The organism is Methylophaga marina (genome assembly GCF_030296755.1).
GTDB lineage: Bacteria > Pseudomonadota > Gammaproteobacteria > Nitrosococcales > Methylophagaceae > Methylophaga > Methylophaga marina.
In genome coordinates this window covers 2,032,965-2,051,825 of record NZ_AP027741.1, presented here as the reverse complement: position 1 = coordinate 2,051,825, position 18,861 = coordinate 2,032,965, and the positions used below count along the sequence as shown (strand labels likewise).

Here is an 18,861-nt window from a genome sequence, read left to right as displayed (position 1 = left end):
GGATAAAAGAGTAAGCCGATAGGTTGAAAGCGAACCACAGATAAATGGTCACTGGCTAATACGCATTTTGAGTGTCCCAAAATTGTCCCAAATGAGTATTTTGAGGATACGACGCTGAAACCAGAGCAATGTAACTCATTGAAAAAATGAAGATTAAATGGCGTCCCCGGCAGGAGTCGAACCTGCGGCCTTCCCCTTAGGAGGGGGACGCTCTATCCAGCTGAGCTACGGAGACATCGGGCTGGCATTATAACAGGCAGTGATAGATGGTTCGAGCTGCCTGAATTTGCAACCGGCGGCTGAGCGGATAACGATTAATTTCTTTCCACTTACTACGCTTGACACAATAGACTGGCTTCAATCATCATCTGTTAGTGGAAGGGAATCTAGAGGTATTAATCTCTGCTGTCTATCTGCGGTAGTAAATCACAAGGTTATTCTTCTGGTCTTACTGGCGTCTATGGGTGTCCCTTGGTCGCTGTTGTTGTATAAGAGAAATAACTAGGTTCCCTTCCAACTTATGACAAAAGAGGCATTCCTTAAATTAAGGACAGCAGAAGATGTAGCAAGTCTTTTTGGGATGAGCTACAAATCACTCGCCAGAATTCTGTACCGTCACCATGATTTTCAGTACACAACCTTTGAGTTAAATAAAAAAAACGGTGGGAAACGAATAATAAAGTCACCATCAAAAAATTTGAAAAGCATCCAGCGCAAACTCAAAGATATTTTGTACGAAATATACATTCCAAAACCCTCAGTTCATGGCTTTATTCATAACAGGAGTATTGTCACGAATGCCCAGGCACATCTCGACAGAAAGTTTATTTTCAACATAGATCTGGAAGACTTTTACGGCTCAATTCATTTTGTCAGAATTCGGAACCTCTTTCAGGCAGATCCATTCAACTTTAATCACTCAGTAGCAACCATCCTGGCCCAGATATGTGTGTGTCAGAGCAAGCTCCCTCAGGGCGCTCCGACATCACCAATTATTTCTAACATGATTGCAAGAAAGATGGACGCCAAGCTTCAGGTATTAGCTGCTGAACATAACTGTCGCTATACGCGGTATGCTGACGACATAACATTCTCTTTTACTTGCAAACTCTCAAGGTTACCTAGCTCTATCGTCACTGAAACCTCTGACGGCAAACACACAGTAGGCAGAAAACTTCTAGAAATTATCGAGGACAGTGGGTTCAAGCTCAACTCTTCAAAAACACGACTATCTCACCCTGGAGTCCGTATGGAGGTAACGGGGCTTACGGTAAATAACACTCCTAATGTTAAGCGTAGCTATGTTAAGCAAATTGCCTCCATGCTCTATGCTTGGGAAAAGTTTGGATACGAATCTGCTGAGCAAAAATACAATGAGAAATTCAGAACGAAGCAGAGACCATCATTGAGCCCTGTCTCATTTATGCATGTCGTACGAGGTAAGTTACTTTTTCTGAGCCAAGTTCGAGGAGTAATGAATCCCATCTACACAAAATTAACCAAGCGATTTAACAAGCTTGTTGAGCCAGAATTAAAACTCGCTTTTTTTGAAACTACAGCTCCAGAAGAAAACGCGAATAAATCTCTCTGGGTAATTGAAGCGTTTTCAAGAGATGGAATGATTGAAGCTCAAGGAACAGGCTTCAATTTGGATGGTATAGGAATAGTTACTTCAGCCCATGTGATTGGCGATTTAGATTCTAAGCAGCACTACTCCAAGTTAGTAATATTCAGACAGGGTAGTCCTTTCACAAAATACACTCTCACCCCATTAAAGACATGTTGGCATCGAGACTTAGCGATTTGCCAAATTGAAGATGTGCCGGTAACTGAGTTGGAATCCTCAGTTAAACTAGCGGCCCACCCCCCAAATTAATGCAAAGCCTCGTTATCAAGGGCTTTCCATCATACGACACTGGAAACCCTCACTCGACCTATTTATGCGGCATTTCCAACCTCATAACTAAGAGCTTGGTAAATTATTTCGAGGTAGACAAACCTCTCCAAGGTGGAAACAGTGGTGGTCCTGTTTTCGATATTAACTACGATGTAGTTGGGATCGTAGCGAAGAAGGAAAATAAGTTTGGTGGGCTAAATCTTTGCGTAATCGCTGATCAAATTATGAGCTTAAAGTGAGAAATATTGGCTTATTACCTCGGCTTGCTAAACTGGCTTAAAACAAGCCACAGAGCTGTTATATGGACTACAAACACAAACTCATACCCACAATTACTACCAAGCTAAGTCAAGGACACTCCGACAAGCACTTTGAAGTCACTGACAGAGTCGAAGTCTTGACTACTACATGGGTCTATTATTCTGAAATACAGTTATTTAGACTTTATGTTTTACATTGCAGCATAAGCCCAAGAAACATGCACTATTGGAACAAATTGCAATAGTGCTGCTTATAAAACACACGGAGAAGAGGTTATAGAATAGAAGCTTTCATTGAATATACTTAATTTAATAAAATCCCCTTTTTACGAGCTTCCTGCACAGGGTTTGTATGAAGTAAACATGAATTAGGATTATTTACGTCGTACGCACTGCAATAAGTCTCTGTGGATGCTCCTTTTCGAATCAGCAGTTCTGCTAATTCACTATTATTCATGAAAATAGCAGTTATCAATGGGGTCATCTGCATTTGATTCGCGAAAGGTTTGTTTAAGTTGTTATAATCCATTGAAGGATAGTAAGATTCGAGCTGCCGGCTGAGGACTGTGTTCTCGATTACAGCTACAGATGAAGACAAGGAATTAATTGTATTTTTTTCTATACTGTTTGCTCTGAGCAACTTTATAAGCTGAGTATGTGACCTTGGAGATGATATGAGAGCTACTAAATTGTTGCTGTAATAGTCTGTTGAATTAAGACTCATTCCACCCTGCAAAAAGAGGTCTACTACAACATCGTTATTGGTTAATACGGCATCGTAAAAAGAGTTCTGAGACCAACTCCATCCCAAATTTCCAAGCTCCTTACGGGGATCGCCACTAGTTTCTCGTTTGACCAATCGAGTCAAAGCATCAGTATTTTCAGAAGTACGCTTTGTATTCGAAGCAGTCTCTCTTGTGTTTGCTTCTATCTGAAGATTAGTTGCAAGAATTTGAGATTGTAAATGGCTCAGTTCTTCAAAACTACCAGCTAAATAACCGCTACCACCTTGTACACTTTTACCAAAGTAGTAAAAACCGAACATTGAAGTAGTAAAGACTAATAATAAGACAAAAGAAGGCAGATACCAGCTATCGTTCATAGCTACAGCCAGCCTTTTATTAGTGAACGGAGTAAAAAATAACACTATCGAAATTAGGAGTAGTAGAAGGCCAGCGAAGCCTAAATAGATACCATACGGAGCAACTGGCATAAAAAAATCAGCAACCAGACCACAAACAGTTGAGATTGCTCCACCCGCACCCACACCAAGTTCAGCTGTTTTTTTCAACTTTCCCATCATGAAGTCCTTTTCGTATTACTTTAAGAACCGAGAAAACTACACAAGTACATTACATGTGTCCAGCCGTTGTACTGTGCGTATTCACTTGGCTTGCCAAACTATCAGAAACTAACTATGTGGACTATAAATCAAGTCTAATGCCGCCTTGGCAAAAAGCTAAGGCAAAATGAGAGATACCATCCATATCAAAGTTAACCGACTCCAATATCTATTTACTAGATTTACCATTCTCAAACGAACCAGGAAGTCTTATCAAAAAACCTTCCCGTCTTGATTTCTGTTTCATTCTGGGCGCCACTGCTTTGCAATTTATACACAAGTCAACCGGGCCTTTATTGCTCTTAGTGTAACGCCATGTTGTAGATGATTTTTTCTTGCATAATGAACAAAAAAGCACCTCATCATTCCTTACTCCCACTTGAGAATAGAGGACAATGTCTCCATGCTTTTTTTCTTGCTGGTAATGCTCTTGGTTTTAGGTTTGTATCCTGTCGAACTTATCTGACTTTTCCTCAGCTTTTTTAGCTGAGCATTGAACATCGCTCGTTTCTCTTTTCTCTCTTTCTCAATTCTTTGCTGACAGCTTTTCGTGTGTTTCCTGTACTTTTTCGTTATAGTCTCGCCGCACATTGGACATCTTTGTTCTTTTGATACTGTTGATAGATCTAGATGAGCTTGAGTATTTGCAGCTTCTGAAGATTTATCATCTGAGAGAGATATATCAGCACTTCTTTCAGAAGTTATTTTGTTTCCTTTTTTTGTGACACCTACTTCTGTTTTAGTTGCTCTGAATCCGGCCTTCTTGATGGTAACAGTGACTCTTTTTTTCATTTTCAATACTCTCAAGTAGTTCAGTGAAAACTACAAAGCTCCCAAAAAAGTGCAACGAATATGGGCCCAGACCATCCATCCTTGGCAACCTACGTCGGCTTGATAAACTAGCTTAAAAACAAGCCACATAGCCGTATATGGACTATAATCACAAGCTAACACCCCAGCTTGAGAGAGCTAAGGGAGCATTGACTCAGTAACTCAGTAGTTGAACAGTAGCTTTTAATTCAGTGACTATAGTTTGAACTGTTCTTCATAGACATTTTTTACAAACGTCAGAAACTGGCGTTGATTCTCCGCAAGGTAGTCATTGATACTTTCTGGAGTAATTTCAAGCATGACTTCCATCATTTTCTCGACTTCTGGATGGTTCGGATTAAGATTTGGACTACTTAAAACAGCATAAACAACCTGTAACCTTTCAAACTGCCAAATAACTTTTTCACAAGCTGTGACACACTGCTCATAATTGCTTATTCCTAAGACTTGTCCCTTAACCAGTAATGATCTTATTCGATGGATTGAAGCATTGCAGTTGTCGAGAGCAGAAATTAGTTTTTCTGCCTGCACAACACCATTTTTTTCGACATATTTCACTAACTCAGGATACTTTAGCTTCTTATCAATACTTATATCCCACTTAGTCTACTCAATTCCTATTTTTATGAATTTTAATCTCGTAACTGGTAACGAAACTGAATTTACAAAGTCATGCACTGTATCCGTAAGTTGATCCAAAAAATCTATAACTCGATGTGTACTCTGCTGATGTTTCCATGAGTTGAGGGCTCTGTATGCTATGTAGAGCATTCCAATACTTGTAATGCTTTGAGTTATAACACTCCATTGCCAGCTAGAAAAATAGCCGAACAAGTCAGATATAGAGTCAACTATAGTTGATATTAACGCTTCCACTTGTGAACACGATCCTCAAGTATGAATTTCCTTACTGTCACAAGCTTAGTCCTCAATGTAGTAGTCTTCATCAGCCTTCATCAGCTCAAAACGCTGCTCCATTCGAACCCCAACACCATACTTAACCATCAAACTTGTTAATTGCTCACCATCAATCAATACAATCCGTTGCGGCAAGTTCTCAACGTAGTCGACAGCGCCCTGCGTGAAGCTTGATGTTATGACAAATACACCTTTATTTGCCCCTCGCCCAAGAAGGCTACCAGCAAAGCCCTGAAGCGCCTGACGGCCTACTGTGTTGCCTTTTGCATAGCGTTTGGCTTGGAGGTAGATACGGTCTAGTCCAAGTTGGTCTTCGTTGATAACACCATCAATACCACCGTCATTTGCCTTCCCAACATGCTCAGCAGCTTCTTTCAAACTGCCGCCATATCCCATACCGATCATCAGATCGATAATCAACTTCTCGAAGAACTCTGGTGAGCAAGACAAAATACGTTCCATGAGGTTAGCTTTGAGAATCTGATTCAATTCCCGATGGGCTTTTTCGATACGTTCTTGAGGTGTGAGCGTCACTGTTTCAGCTATATCGCTTGATTGACTTTCAGAATCGTTCGACTTGTTAGGAGAGATGTACTCGGCGTATTCTGGGAAGCGACTTAAGTACTGTCTGCCGAGCTTGTTTCTATCAGTTGCATGAACCTGCCGACCACGCTCAGTAATTACGTATATGCCACGCTGACTCTTGTTCAAGAGTCCGGCTTTTAGCAAATCAAAAGATGCCCAGTAAGTACGGTTGTAAAGTACCTTTTGCTTACCGCTGGGTAACGTTTGTTCGCGTTCTTCTTCAGTCAGATGAAAACGATCGGCAATCACATCCATGCACTTACGAATAGCTATGCTGTCAGCTTCTATCGCCAAGTCGAGAATAACGGGCATGATTTGTTCAAATGTAGGTATCGTCATATTTCTATACAGTTCTGTGAGATAACCATACGCTTTTGGCGCTTTGGCTTCTGAGTATTAGTCTCTTTGGGGATAGACATGCAGAATAAAATCATCTGTTTTCTCTATCACAATGTAGTCTCCAGGATTAAGTCGATGCGCCCTGAAGAAAGTGCGACCCCATCCACGACTTCTGAAAATCTTTTTGTCACCCGCAACGTCAGTCTTTACTGGAGAACCTTTTGCTCCATAATGAATTTCCAAAAGCCGCTCGGCTAAAGCTTTTTTATTAGAACCTCCTATAGCCTCATCAGGGATCAATTCCATTACAGAGGATAAGTAGAAATGACTGTTTTTTATGTTAGCCTCATTGAGCTTAAGTTTTACAATATCCATATTAAGTAGCTTGTATTGACTCTTTTTTTTAATGTTCCGAAGTATCCTTCACATTACCTATCCTTGGCAACCTACCTCGGCTTGCTAAACTGGCTTAAAACAAGCCACAGAGCCGTTATATGGACTACAAACACAAACTCACACCCGCCATTGCTACCAAGCTAAGCCAACAACAAACCGACAAGCATTTTGAAGTCACAGACACCATTATTGCCGGCTTCAAATTGAAGCGCTACATCTCCGGCACAATGACTTTCAGTTTGATGTACACCGCCCCAGATGGCCGTCGTTTGCGTTATACGATGGGTAGTTACCCTGCTCTCTCCGTTCCAGCTGCTCGTAAACTAGCAGAGCAGCTCTACGCACAAGTGAAACTTGGTCGTGACATCCAGCGCGAAAAACAAGCTGCACGAGAAATAAAACCCGTGCCAAAGCTCGGTGATTTTATCTGCGACACATACCTTCCTTGGTTCACTGCTCACCACAAAGCCCCAAAAGCTAAACTACCGTTCAATCAGTTCAAACATCTCTTTGGTAAACAACTAGACAAAGTGACTGCATGGGACATAGAAAGCTGGCGTTCAAAGCGTCACAAAGAAGGTCTAAGCGCTTCAACTTCTAACCGATACATAGGTACGATTAAAGCCATGTTCAATCGGGCTGTTGAGTGGGAGATTATTCAACAAAATCCCATCAGCAAAGTGAAGAAACAAAAGTCAGATAGCCGTGCCATCATTCGATACCTTACAAGTGATGAAGAACAGCGTCTGAGAGCCACCCTGCGATCACGTGATCGTCGTTTGACCGAATCTAACCCATTCTATACTGGCGGTCGTTTTACACGCTTAGAAGCGATCTTAGGCGGTTTTCCGGATCACGTTCATCCTATGGTGTTATTGCTGATAAATACCGGTATGCGTCGAGGCGAAATGTTCAACCTTCGCTGGCAAGATGTCGACTTCATCAACAAACGCATTACTGTAGTTGGCAACACGTCTAAAACGGGTCAAACACGTTACATACCTCTAAACAAAGAAGCATTTCGCGTTTTAGATGTTTGGCACAAACAAACCAAACGGTCATCCGGTTGTGTATTCGTCGGCAAAAACGGTGAACGCTTCACTAACATCGACAAAGCATGGAAGGTGCTTCTCCGTGATGCTCAAATCCAAGACTTCCGTCTCCACGATTTACGTCACCACTTTGCAAGCCGGCTTGTATCAGCTGGCATCGATTTGAATAGCGTCCGTGAGCTGTTGGGTCATACCGATATTAAGATGACACTCCGCTATGCCCACCTTGCTCCAGCCCATCTATCTGAGGCCGTTGCAGTACTTAATTAAGTAACTTCACAAGATAAGTTCGAAGGTATGGTTCTATGGTTCTATGGTTCTATGGTTCTATGGTTCTATGGTTCTATGGTTCTATGGTTCTATGGTTCTATGGTTCTATGGTTCTATGGTTCTATGGTTCTATGGTTCTATGGTTCTATGGTTCTTAAAGTATATTTTAGTGTTTAATTAATACATCCGGTAGTTAGTAGGCATAACTCCCCTAACCCCATAATCCAATACAGAGTTAGTTGAGTCATACCCCTACCGGACAGACATCCGTTCAGTTAGGGGACGTGACCTCACCACATTTAGTCTTGCTGAAACAGATTAGTCATGAGGTATCTGAATCAACTCACCAGCCCGACTGTGATGATCTCTTTCGAGACAACTCCGTCTGTGTGCCCTATTGCTGGTCCCTTCTGAGGCACTATCAACAGTAAATACTGCTGATTACTTACAACAATGTCCGAACGTTCAAGCTACCGATAAAACATTGAGGTTTAGAAATTAATCTATCAGCGAAGTTAGATCCAGACAACTACCAAGTACCATTAAAAATAAACTTGGTACTGACTCTTTGTTAAATACTTCTATGAGAGAAGTAAAGATAAGTAATCCATTGCTTTGAAGTGTTCATATGCACTTGTAACAACAAGGAAAATGGTTGAAAAAAAACAACCCACAAAAATCTATTATTCTCCCAACAAACAACAGAGTCCTAGAAATAATGTAAATAGCTGAAGACCATACCTTCAATAAAAACCGCCTCCCAAAAAAACAGCCTTATAGAGGGCAGTGTTTCAACAGAACTTCGGTCAATATTACCTTTGGACAACTCATGAAAGTGTTAGCAGAACTGACTTTAAGACAATTTTCATGTCTCTAACATGAGCTGACTTGCTACCCACATCAAAGAAGAACTTCGTTTTGACATCAACGTGAGGTCAACGTGAGATCAATAGAAAAGCAGTTTTTCGATCTACCTGTAAATATCTACATCAATCACGAACAAGGCTTGTTGTTCCAACACCAAATAAGTCCTTGCTGACGTGAATGGTTATTTCAAATAGCAATTTTACTATCGATAAACGGATCACTGCTAGTCAAGCTCACGATAGTTCAGCTATCCTGACGTGCTTAGAGAAACACCATCAGGGACAACATCTTGGAAAATTTCAGTACCAGCGTCAGCTTCATTTGGTCAATTGCCGACATTTTACGGGGTAACTTCAAACAGTCGGAATACGGCCGTGTTATTCTACCCTTCACGGTTCTACGTCGCCTTGACTGTGTATTGGAGGCCACCAAAGACGATGTACTAGCCAAACAAGCGTCTTTGCCTGAGAACATCGACCATACGATGCGCGAGACCATGCTGAACATGGCGGCGAAGCAAAACTTCCACAATACCAGCTCATATACATTCAAGAAACTGCTGGACGACCCTGACAATATTGCCGCCAATCTAAATCTATTCATCAACAGTTTCAGTGATGATGCCCGCGAAATTTTCATCGACCGCTTCAAGCTGCCAGAGCAAATCACGCGGCTCGACAAAGACAACCTGCTCTATCTGGTCGTGAGCAAGTTCGCTCAAGCTGACCTGCATCCAGAAGCTGTCAGCAACCTGCAAATGGGTTACATGTTTGAGGAGCTCATCCGCCGCTTCTCTGAGCAAAGCAACGAGACGGCCGGTGAGCACTTCACCCCGCGTGAGGTTATTCGCTTGATGGTCGACCTGCTGTTCTATGAGGACGCTGACGTACTGTCCAAGCGTGGCGTTATCCGCAAGCTGTATGACCCTGCCTGTGGTACTGGCGGCATGCTCAGTATCGCCGAAGAATATCTGCGAGAACTCAACCCAGACGCCCACCTTGAAGTGTACGGTCAGGAGCTTAACGACGAGTCCTACGGCATTTGTAAGTCGGACATGATTATCAAAGGCCAGAACGCAAAGAATATCCATCCCGGCAACAGCTTCAGCCAGGACGGTCTGGAAGACGAGCAGTTCGACTATATGCTGTCCAATCCGCCCTTCGGTGTGGAGTGGAAGAAGGTCGAGAAAGCCATCAAGGAAGAAGCTAACTCGCTTGGTTACAACGGTCGCTTCGGTGCTGGCCTGCCACGTGTCAGTGATGGTTCGCTGCTGTTTGTGCAACACATGATTAGCAAGTTCAACCGAAATGGTGACCCCTCTCGGCTGGCTGTCGTACTCAACGGCTCTCCGCTGTTCACAGGCAGTGCTGGGAGTGGTGAGTCTGAAATCCGTCGTTGGATCATTGAAAACGACTGGCTGGAAGCGATTGTGGCTTTGCCGACCGACATGTTTTACAACACAGGCATCGCCACCTACATCTGGATCATCACTAACCAGAAGAAGCCTCAGCGCAAAGGCAAGGTGCAACTCATCAATGCCACCGAGTTCCACAGCCCCATGCGCAAAAGCCTCGGCAGCAAACGTAAGCAGATTGCTCCAGAGCAAATCAAAACCATCACCGAACTGTTCGGCAACTTCGAAGCAAACGAGCAAAGCAAAATCTTCGACAACAGCGACTTTGGCTATCAGCGAATCACCGTCGAGCGCCCGCTCAAACTCAACTTCCTAGTTGATGAGGAGCGTCTTGAAAGGCTGTCTGATAACAAGGCATTTACCAAGCTTAAAGAGACAGAACAACAAGCAATCACCAGAGCGCTTGAACCGCTGTCTGAGCGTGGTTTATACCTAAACCGCGACACATTCATCAAGGACATGGAAAAAGCGCTCAAACAGGCGCAGGTTAAGGGAGGCGCACCGCTCAAGAAAGCTATTCTATCGGCCTTCAGCGAACGCGATGAAAATGCCGAAGTTTGTACAGATAACAAAGGCAATCCAGAGCCAGACAGCGAGCTACGCGATTACGAGAACGTGCCGCTGAAAGAAGACATCGACACCTACTTCCAGCGTGAGGTAATCCCGCACGTGCCGGGTGCGTGGATTGATTATGACAAGACCAAGGTCGGTTACGAGATTCCCTTCAACCGCCATTTCTACAAGTATGTGCCGCCTCGTCCACTGGAAGAGATTGATGCTGAGCTTGACCAAGTGACGGCAGAGATTCTGGAGCTACTGCAAGAGGTGCATGTGTGAGCAAGTACAGAGCATATAGTGACCTGAAGAGTATCGATACCAACTGGGAAGTTGCTCCTTCACACTGGACCTTCATGCAACTGAAACGAGCGGTTGACGGTTGTAAGAACGGACTTTGGGGTTCTGACCCAGATATGGACGACAATGACATTGTTGTAGTGAGAGTGGCCGATTTTGATCGTGCCAAGCTAACGATCAAGTCATCCGGTTACACTTTGAGAAAGATTGAGCAAAAAGATAGGGAGCATCGTCTGTTGAAAAATGGCGATCTCCTGCTGGAAAAGTCTGGTGGTGGTGAAAAGACACCTGTCGGACAAGTTGTACTCTTCGACAAGAATTTTGATGCGGTGACATCTAACTTCGTCGCAAAGATGACCCCGCTTGAAAGCCATAACTCGAAGTTCTTGAACTACATGTTTGCTTGCATTTATGACTCCAAGCTGAACACCTGTTCGATTAAGCAAAACACGGGCATACAGAATATCGACTCAGAGGCATACCTGTCTGAGAAGTTTTGTTTTCCCCCTCGATACGAACAAACCCAAATCGCCGTCTTCCTCGACCGTGAAACTGCCAAAATCGACCGCCTGATTGAAAAGCAACAGCGACTGATTGAGCTACTGGAAGAGAAGCGTCAGGCTGTCATTTCACATGCTGTGAAGCTGAGTAGTGACTCTCAAAGTTCACGATTGAGCCATTATGTCAATTTGACTACTGGCTTTGCTTTCCCAAGTTCCGAGTTTAGCCATAATGAAGATGACATACGTCTACTTCGAGGAGTAAATGTTGGAGTTGGGAATGTTAAATGGCGTGATACTGTTTACTGGCCCCATGACTGCCTACGAGAATTTAGTGAATACATATTACAAACGGGTGACATTGTATTTGGCATGGATAGACCTTGGATTTCATCAGGGGCAAGAGTGGCCATGGTCAGTAAACATGACCTCCCATCTCTACTTGTTCAGCGAGTCGCGCGATTACGAGCACTCGGAGGCCTTTGCCAAGCCTATCTTTACCTCATCTTATCTAGTAATGAGTTTAAATCGTACATAGAAGCAGACTTGACTGGTGTAAGTGTTCCACATATCAGCCCTGAGCAAATTAAGAATTTTCCCTTCAGAGTCATGCCAGAAAAGCAGCAACAAGCTGTGATCTCGGATACGCAGAATAAGCTCAATAAAATAGATGAAATTAAGTCCAAGGCAAGAAAGTGTATTAATTTGCTTATGGAACGTCGGATAACACTGATCTCAGCCGCCGTCACAGGCAAAATTGACGTGCGTGACCAAGTTCCGCAGGATGTCGACGAAGCAGTCGCCTCATAGCCAACAGCGTTGAAAGGATTGAACAATGGCAGTCACCGGTAAAACTACATCCGAACTGGACTTCGAAGAAGCGATTGAAGCTTACCTTGTTGGCAACGCTGGTTATGACATCGCCCCGAACACGCAGTTTGATGCCGAACTGGCGTTGGACGCCACCACCCTGCTCGACTTCATTAAAAGCACTCAAGAAGACGTCTACAACGCCCTGAAAGCTTCCTACGGTGCCCAAATCGACACTGCACTGGTCAAACGTATCGCCAGCGAATGCGACCAGCGAGGGCTGTTGGACGTGCTTCGAAACGGCGTGAAAGACCGCGGCCAGTTGATTCGCCTTGCGTTCTTTCGCCCCGCTTCCACATTGAATCCCGAAACCGAGAAGCGCTATCAGCAAAACAAACTGACGGTGATGCGGCAGGTGCACTATGACCTTGCCAGCAACAACTCCATCGATATGCTGCTGTCACTCAACGGCCTGCCAATTGCCACAGTCGAGCTTAAGAATGCCTTCACAGGGCAGAAGTCCATCAATGCCATCAAGCAATACATCAAAGACCGCAAGCCGACAGCCAAAACGCCGTTGATTCAGTTCAAGAAGAGGGCGCTCGTTCACTTTGCCGTGGATACCGATGAAGTCTTTATGACCACGCGCCTTGCGGGCGAGCACACGTTCTTCCTTCCCTTCAACAAGGGTAACAACGGCGGCAAGGGTAACCCTGACCAACACAACCACGTCACGGGCTACAAAACGGGCTACCTGTGGGAAGAAGTCTGGCAGCGTGATAGTTGGTTGGACATCCTCCACCGTTTCATTCACTTGCAGGTGGAAGAGAAACGCGACCCGGACACGGGCAAAAAGACCAGCAAGGAAACACTCATTTTCCCTCGCTACCACCAGTTGTCGGCTACACGTGCATTGTTACGACAAACCAAGCTGGACAGCGTCGGCCAGAACTACCTTATTCAACACAGTGCCGGTTCGGGTAAAACCAACACGATTTCATGGACAGCCCATCAGCTTGCCAGCCTGCATGGTGATGACAACAAGCCGGTGTTCAACACAGTTGTCGTCATTTCCGACCGTCGTAACCTCGACAAGCAGCTACAGGACAGCATCTACCAAATTGACCACAAGCTGGGCGTCGTTGAGAAAATAGATGAGGACAAGTCATCTAGCGACTTAGCAAATGCACTCAACGCCGGTACGAAAATCATTATCACCACCCTGCAAAAGTTCTCCTTCATCTTAGACAAGGTCGAGAACTTCGCTGACCGTCGCTTTGCCGTCATCATCGATGAGGCGCACAGCAGTCAGGGTGGCCGCAGTGCCTCCAATCTTCGTGTTGTGCTCGGCAAGCATGATGATGAAGAGGCGCTAGCCGCAGCAGAAGCGGAAGACGACAAACTACCGGAAGAGAAGTCTACCGAAGACCTGGTGCTGGAAGAAATCAAAAAGAAAGGTAAGCAATCCAACCTGAGCTTCTATGCTTTCACAGCGACGCCCAAGGCCAAGACGCTGGAGATGTTCGGTGTCGATGATGGCAGCGGCATACCGCGTCCCTTCCATCTCTACAGCATGCGACAAGCGATAGAGGAACGCTTCATTCTGGACGTGCTCAAGCACTACACCACCTACAAGACCTACTACGAGCTATCAAAAAAGGTCGATGACGATCCGGAAGTGGACGAGAAGAAAGCCAAGCGCGCCATTGCTCGCTTCATGAGCTTGCACCCGCACAACCTCGCCCAGAAGACCGAAATCATGGTCGAGCACTATCGCCGCTTCACCTCGAAGAAAATCGCCGGTAAAGCCAAAGCGATGGTCGTGACCCGCTCACGTCTTCACGCCGTTCGATACAAGCAGGCATTCGATAAATACATCAAAGAAAATGGCTACAACGATGTGAAGACGCTGGTGGCCTTCTCAGGCACAGTCAATGATCCAAATGACGATACCGTGGCATATACAGAAGCAGGCATGAATGGCTTTGGTGAGAAAGAGCTTCCAGAGAAGTTTGCCAGCCGTGAGTACCATATCCTGATTGTCGCCGAGAAGTATCAAACTGGCTTCGATCAGCCACTGCTGCATACGATGTTTGTGGACAAGCCACTGAAGGATTTGAAGGCGGTACAAACACTATCACGACTCAATCGTTCGACCAGCGGCAAGACCGACACATTCGTACTCGATTTCGCCAATGAAATGGAAGAGATCAAGGAGAGCTTTCGTCCCTACTTCCAAGAAACCGAAATCGATGAGCCGACTGACCCCAATCAGCTTTACACGCTTCAGCAAAAAATCGACAGCTTTCATATCATTCGCCCGCAAGAAGTGGATGAGTTTTCAGCGGTGTATTTCAAACCGATGGCGGACCAAACTAAGCGAGATCACGGTCAGCTTAACAAATGGATCGATCCAGCAGTACAACGCTACAAGGATGAGTTCAGAGAGTCTTCAGCAGGCGTTTATGATGAGCGATACACAGAAGATGGGGAAGAGTTTAAAAGCAGTCTACAAGGCTTTGTGCGGCTATATAGCTTCCTCAGTCAGATCATTGACTGGCAGGATGTTGAACTCGAAAAATTATATGCATATGGCCGTTATTTGCTGACGAAACTGCCAAGACGAGATGGCGGTGGCACTATCGACCTTGATGAAGAAGTTGAGCTGTCAGCCTATCGTAACGAGAAGACATTTGAAGGCAGCGGATCACTACAAGTGAACGAGACTCGGCCGGTGTATGGCGCAACGGAAGTAGGCACTGGCGGTAAACACGAAGATCCTAAATCGCCGCTGTCTGCCGTCATCACGGTTATCAACGAACGATTCGGGACTGACTTCACTGACGAAGATAAACTGCTATTCGATCAAATCTCTGGCGATATGCTTAACAACGACAAACTGGCTGAGCAAGCACGAGCGGGTTCAAAAGAGAAATTCAAGGTGGTGTTTGAACCCAGAGTCATTGAGGCATTCGTGGATAGGCAGGGACGTAACGAGAAGATCGTCAATGAATTTATGGCGAATGGTGATATGAGGAACCTCATTATCGCCGCCCTGCTGGATGATGTTTACAATCGGTCACAGTCAACATCGAAATTAGACTGACGGTTGCACGGCGTCCGCGCCTAGCAGCCGGAAGATAACCGGCAGTTAAAATAAAAACTCCCAATAATCATGGGATTGCCTTACGGTAGAAGGCATCTTCGATATTGCTCTGGAGGATTTAGGAGGGGGACGCTCTATCCATCTGAGCTACGGGGACATCGGGCTGGCATTATAACAGGCAGTGATAGATGGTTCGAGTTGTCTGACTTTTCAGACGGCGACTGAACGGCGATCAATCAAGTGACAAGATAATATATTTCCCATGCAATTGCAGATACCACTCCGACCTCTAGATAGAGAGCCAAGGCAAAGACAATACCCTGCGCCAGAGACAAAGCTAGTCACATCTCTAAAAGGGCCAGATATTTCCGATGCCAATACGAGAGCAATGCCATGCACTATCACTGCGCAGCCAAACGCTAATAGGGTCACAATTATCGGCAAAAGATAGTCATGAATCGCTCATATTCTTCATCCAAGAGTTGATTATTTTGCTACAGCCGACTAGCATTCAATATTCAAACAGCGAGTGTAGAATATTGAATCGTCATCACCTATGGTCATTAATGCTAGTTATCTGCATGGTCTTCTCGACCAGTGCATCGGCATTTCTGCACATTGATGAACACAGCAATGGGTTTACTCACACTGTTCATCAGCATGATATTGATGAACATCATCACGACGACCACGACTCCGAAACAGAGCATACACATCACTACAACCTCCACGTGATTGGTGATTTAGTCGAACACAAGGCAGTCTCACTCATTAAGTCTGTCAGCATAGCTAGCGGCGATGACTCATCTCAGCTAATTTCTAGAAAATACTCTCCCCTATCCCGCCACCCGACGCTTAATCCATCTCTACTAATTATCGTTATTACGCGCTAGCGTAAGTTTCGTTATGGGAATGGATTATGAAATTATTACTAAATTATCGTGCACGATATTTTTCGGCACTATTGATATTGGTTGCGCCAAGTCTGGCTACTGCTATTGACTTATCAACAGCGGTGAGTAAAACACTTGCTACGAACCCTACACTGCAACTCTACCCTTACCATGTTAGAGCTCTTGAAGGGAACGAACTCCAAGCAGGGCTAAAACCCAACCCGACTTTACACGTCGATCTTGAAAATGCGTTTGGTACAGGTCACACCCGCTTTTTATCTGGTTATGAATTAACTCTATCATTGAGCCAAGTTATCGAGCTTGGTAAGAAACGTGAGAAACGGATCAACGTTGCAAAAGGAAACAGCCTTACTCTTCAGCGAGAATACAAAGTCAAACGCTTGGACGTCACTGCAAATGTGCTTCGTGATTACTATCAAGCTCTTCGTCTTCAACATTTGCTGATTTGGAACAATCATAGAATAGAAATAGAAGAAGCGGCCTTAGACGTTATTAAGCGTAGAGCTAATGCAGGCGTCGTTGGTAAAGCTGACGTTATTCGTATGCAATTACGACTAGCCAAGTCAGAAGCAAAAAAATCTGAGTTGGAATTCCAGCACTCAAATGCACTCAATATGCTGGCCTCTAACTGGTCTGGAACCGCTGACTTTGAAAACGTTGACGGTGATTTAAGTCAAACCCCATTAGCTCCAAACATGGCTGCATTACTCACTGCCGTTCAAACTACCCCAGATTACTTGTTACTTGAAGCACAAACGCGTGTCAGCGAAGCTCACTTGGCTCTGGCGCAAGCTGAAAGTCAGGCGAATATCACTGTGGGCGCAGGCATAAGACGATTAGAAACAAATAATGACAATGCTTTTATTTTCAACTTTTCCATGCCATTACAATGGAATAATCAAAACCAAGGAAACATTGCAGCCGCATACTCAACACATCAAGCAAGACTTGCTAATCAGGATCTCTTAAAAACCCAGCTTGAAGTTGTGATGAAACGCATCACCTCCGCTATGGAGAATAATATTCAACAACTTGAACTCGTTGAAAATAAGATACGTCCAGTGGCGAATTCTTTACTTGATGAAGTCGAGCGAGGCTATCAACACGGTCTCTATAACGTACTTCAGTGGGTCGATGCTCAAGATGAACTATTCAATATTGAACGTGAGCGTATCGAGGCTCAGCATGCCCTTCATCTCCAATATCTTGAATTAGAACGTCTGAGTGGGACTGATCTAGCCTCACTTTCGGCATATTAAGGAATAACTTATGAAATTGTATCTATTTATACTGGCGTTGTTTTTTAACTCATCTGTTTTTGCTGCCGGTGGTCACGGCCATGGTCATGATGACGATGCGCATGAATCACCTCCTGAAGGACCTCATGGAGGCAGACTGTTAGAAAGTAATGGACTTAATCTGGAAATCACTATTTTCGAGTCTGGCATTCCACCAGAAATGCGAATTTATCCATACTGGAAAAATGGTGATACGGTTAACCCAGAAGATGTAAATCTAACGGTTCATCTTAATCGTACTGGTGGACAACAAGATCTGATTGATTTCAGTCCAGAGTCCGATTATTTACTGGGTGACGCTGAAATCGTTGAACCTCATTCTTTCGAGGTTGAAGTCAATGCTAGATTTAAAGGTGATGATTATCACTGGCACTTTGAAAGTTATGAGGGGCGTGCCGAGATTCCACCTCGTTTACTTGAATTGTCTGAGGTAGAAACCGAAACTGCAGGCGCAAAAACGATTACGGTCACTCACACCGTGTATGGGATTGTCAGCAAAGCTGAAGATAAAGTTTTCCATGTTCATGCCCCATACTCCGGTATTGTTCAAGAAGTGGATGTGCAAACGGGTGACAAAGTAAAAAAAGGCCAACGTCTACTGACCGTTCGTAATCAACAAACCTTGCAAACCTATGCAGTAACTAGTCCTGCCTCTGGTGAAGTGACATTGCGTCCAGTTAAGCGTGGCGATCACACAGATATTGGGACGCTTGTAGAAGTCAGTGACTTGTCTTCTGTCTGGGTTGAAATGTCGATGTTCCCCAAGGACATTGAAGCAATCACTAAAGGTATGACTGTTATCGTTAGCGATCTGCATGGTGAACACACAGCCAAAAGTAAACTCGATTACCTCTCACCACAGATGACCGGTGGCCACATAGCGAGAGCCAGAGCTAACATTACAAACCCTGATGGAAAATGGCGTCCCGGCATGCATGTGATGGCTGACGTTATCGTGGAACGAGTTGAGGTCCCGCTGGCAGTCAATCGCTCGGCTTTACAGACATTCCGAGACATGCCTGTAGTATTCGGCCGATTTGGGAATGTCTTTGAAGTCAGAATGGTTCAATTAGGTCGTCAGGACAAAAATTATGTTGAAGTGACTGGTGGACTTGAAGCCGGTACGGACTACGTCATTAACAATAGCTATCTTCTCAAGGCGGAAGTCTTAAAAGATGGCGCAAGTCACGAACACTAGGAGCAGAGC

13 protein-coding genes and 1 tRNA gene are annotated in these 18,861 nt (G+C 44.6%); 8 read left to right on the top strand and 6 right to left on the bottom strand.

Annotated elements, in window-relative coordinates; genetic code table 11:
* Nucleotides 1-158: 158 nt before the first annotated feature.
* Nucleotides 159-235 (bottom strand) — tRNA-Arg (locus QUE24_RS10515).
* Nucleotides 236-520: 285 nt separating this feature from the next.
* Between QUE24_RS10515 and QUE24_RS10510 the strand changes: the two genes are divergently transcribed.
* The gene (locus tag QUE24_RS10510) at nt 521-1,876 is read left to right on the top strand and encodes a reverse transcriptase domain-containing protein (RefSeq protein WP_286303788.1); all 1,356 of its coding nucleotides are present in this window, start codon (nt 521-523) and stop codon (nt 1,874-1,876) included.
* A gap of 585 nt (nt 1,877-2,461) precedes the next feature.
* Here the strand turns inward: QUE24_RS10510 and QUE24_RS10505 are convergent.
* The 5 genes from QUE24_RS10505 to QUE24_RS10485 all read right to left on the bottom strand — a co-directional run bounded on the left by QUE24_RS10505 (nt 2,462) and on the right by QUE24_RS10485 (nt 6,547).
* The gene (locus QUE24_RS10505; protein ID WP_286303787.1) at nt 2,462-3,460 is read right to left on the bottom strand and encodes an ankyrin repeat domain-containing protein; all 999 of its coding nucleotides are present in this window, start codon (nt 3,458-3,460) and stop codon (nt 2,462-2,464) included.
* Nucleotides 3,461-3,868: 408 nt separating this feature from the next.
* On the bottom strand, nt 3,869-4,291 hold the full coding sequence (locus tag QUE24_RS10500) for a hypothetical protein (protein WP_286303786.1): 423 nt from the start codon (nt 4,289-4,291) through the stop codon (nt 3,869-3,871).
* Nucleotides 4,292-4,525: 234 nt separating this feature from the next.
* Nucleotides 4,526-4,888: a hypothetical protein gene (locus QUE24_RS10495; protein WP_286303785.1), complete on the bottom strand. Its 363-nt coding sequence runs from the start codon at nt 4,886-4,888 to the stop codon at nt 4,526-4,528.
* A gap of 363 nt (nt 4,889-5,251) precedes the next feature.
* Nucleotides 5,252-6,172: a restriction endonuclease gene (locus QUE24_RS10490; protein WP_286303784.1), complete on the bottom strand. Its 921-nt coding sequence runs from the start codon at nt 6,170-6,172 to the stop codon at nt 5,252-5,254.
* A 57-nt stretch (nt 6,173-6,229) separates the two neighbouring features.
* Nucleotides 6,230-6,547 (bottom strand): DNA binding protein, encoded by a 318-nt coding sequence (locus tag QUE24_RS10485; protein ID WP_286303783.1) that lies wholly within the window; start codon nt 6,545-6,547, stop codon nt 6,230-6,232.
* A gap of 119 nt (nt 6,548-6,666) precedes the next feature.
* Here QUE24_RS10485 and QUE24_RS10480 point away from each other — a divergent pair, with 119 nt between their 5' ends.
* The 7 genes from QUE24_RS10480 (at nt 6,667) to QUE24_RS10450 (ending at nt 18,852) form a co-directional block, all read left to right on the top strand.
* Nucleotides 6,667-7,890, top strand: coding sequence for a site-specific integrase (locus QUE24_RS10480; RefSeq protein WP_286303782.1), 1,224 nt, complete (start codon nt 6,667-6,669; stop codon nt 7,888-7,890).
* A gap of 1,156 nt (nt 7,891-9,046) precedes the next feature.
* Nucleotides 9,047-11,008, top strand: a complete 1,962-nt coding sequence (locus tag QUE24_RS10475; protein ID WP_286303781.1) for a type I restriction-modification system subunit M — start codon at nt 9,047-9,049, stop codon at nt 11,006-11,008.
* Nucleotides 11,005-12,336 (top strand): restriction endonuclease subunit S, encoded by a 1,332-nt coding sequence (locus tag QUE24_RS10470; RefSeq protein ID WP_286303780.1) that lies wholly within the window; start codon nt 11,005-11,007, stop codon nt 12,334-12,336. Before QUE24_RS10475 ends, QUE24_RS10470 begins: the two co-directional genes overlap by 4 nt.
* A 25-nt stretch (nt 12,337-12,361) precedes the next feature.
* Entirely contained in the window at nt 12,362-15,442 is a 3,081-nt protein-coding gene (locus QUE24_RS10465; protein ID WP_286303779.1) for a type I restriction endonuclease subunit R, read from the top strand.
* A 566-nt stretch (nt 15,443-16,008) separates the two neighbouring features.
* Nucleotides 16,009-16,335 (top strand): hypothetical protein, encoded by a 327-nt coding sequence (locus tag QUE24_RS10460; protein ID WP_286303778.1) that lies wholly within the window; start codon nt 16,009-16,011, stop codon nt 16,333-16,335.
* A 26-nt stretch (nt 16,336-16,361) separates the two neighbouring features.
* Entirely contained in the window at nt 16,362-17,615 is a 1,254-nt protein-coding gene (locus QUE24_RS10455; protein WP_286303777.1) for a TolC family protein, read from the top strand.
* Nucleotides 17,616-17,625: 10 nt separating this feature from the next.
* Nucleotides 17,626-18,852, top strand: coding sequence for an efflux RND transporter periplasmic adaptor subunit (locus QUE24_RS10450; protein ID WP_286303776.1), 1,227 nt, complete (start codon nt 17,626-17,628; stop codon nt 18,850-18,852).
* The last annotated feature ends 9 nt before the right edge of the window (nt 18,853-18,861 follow it).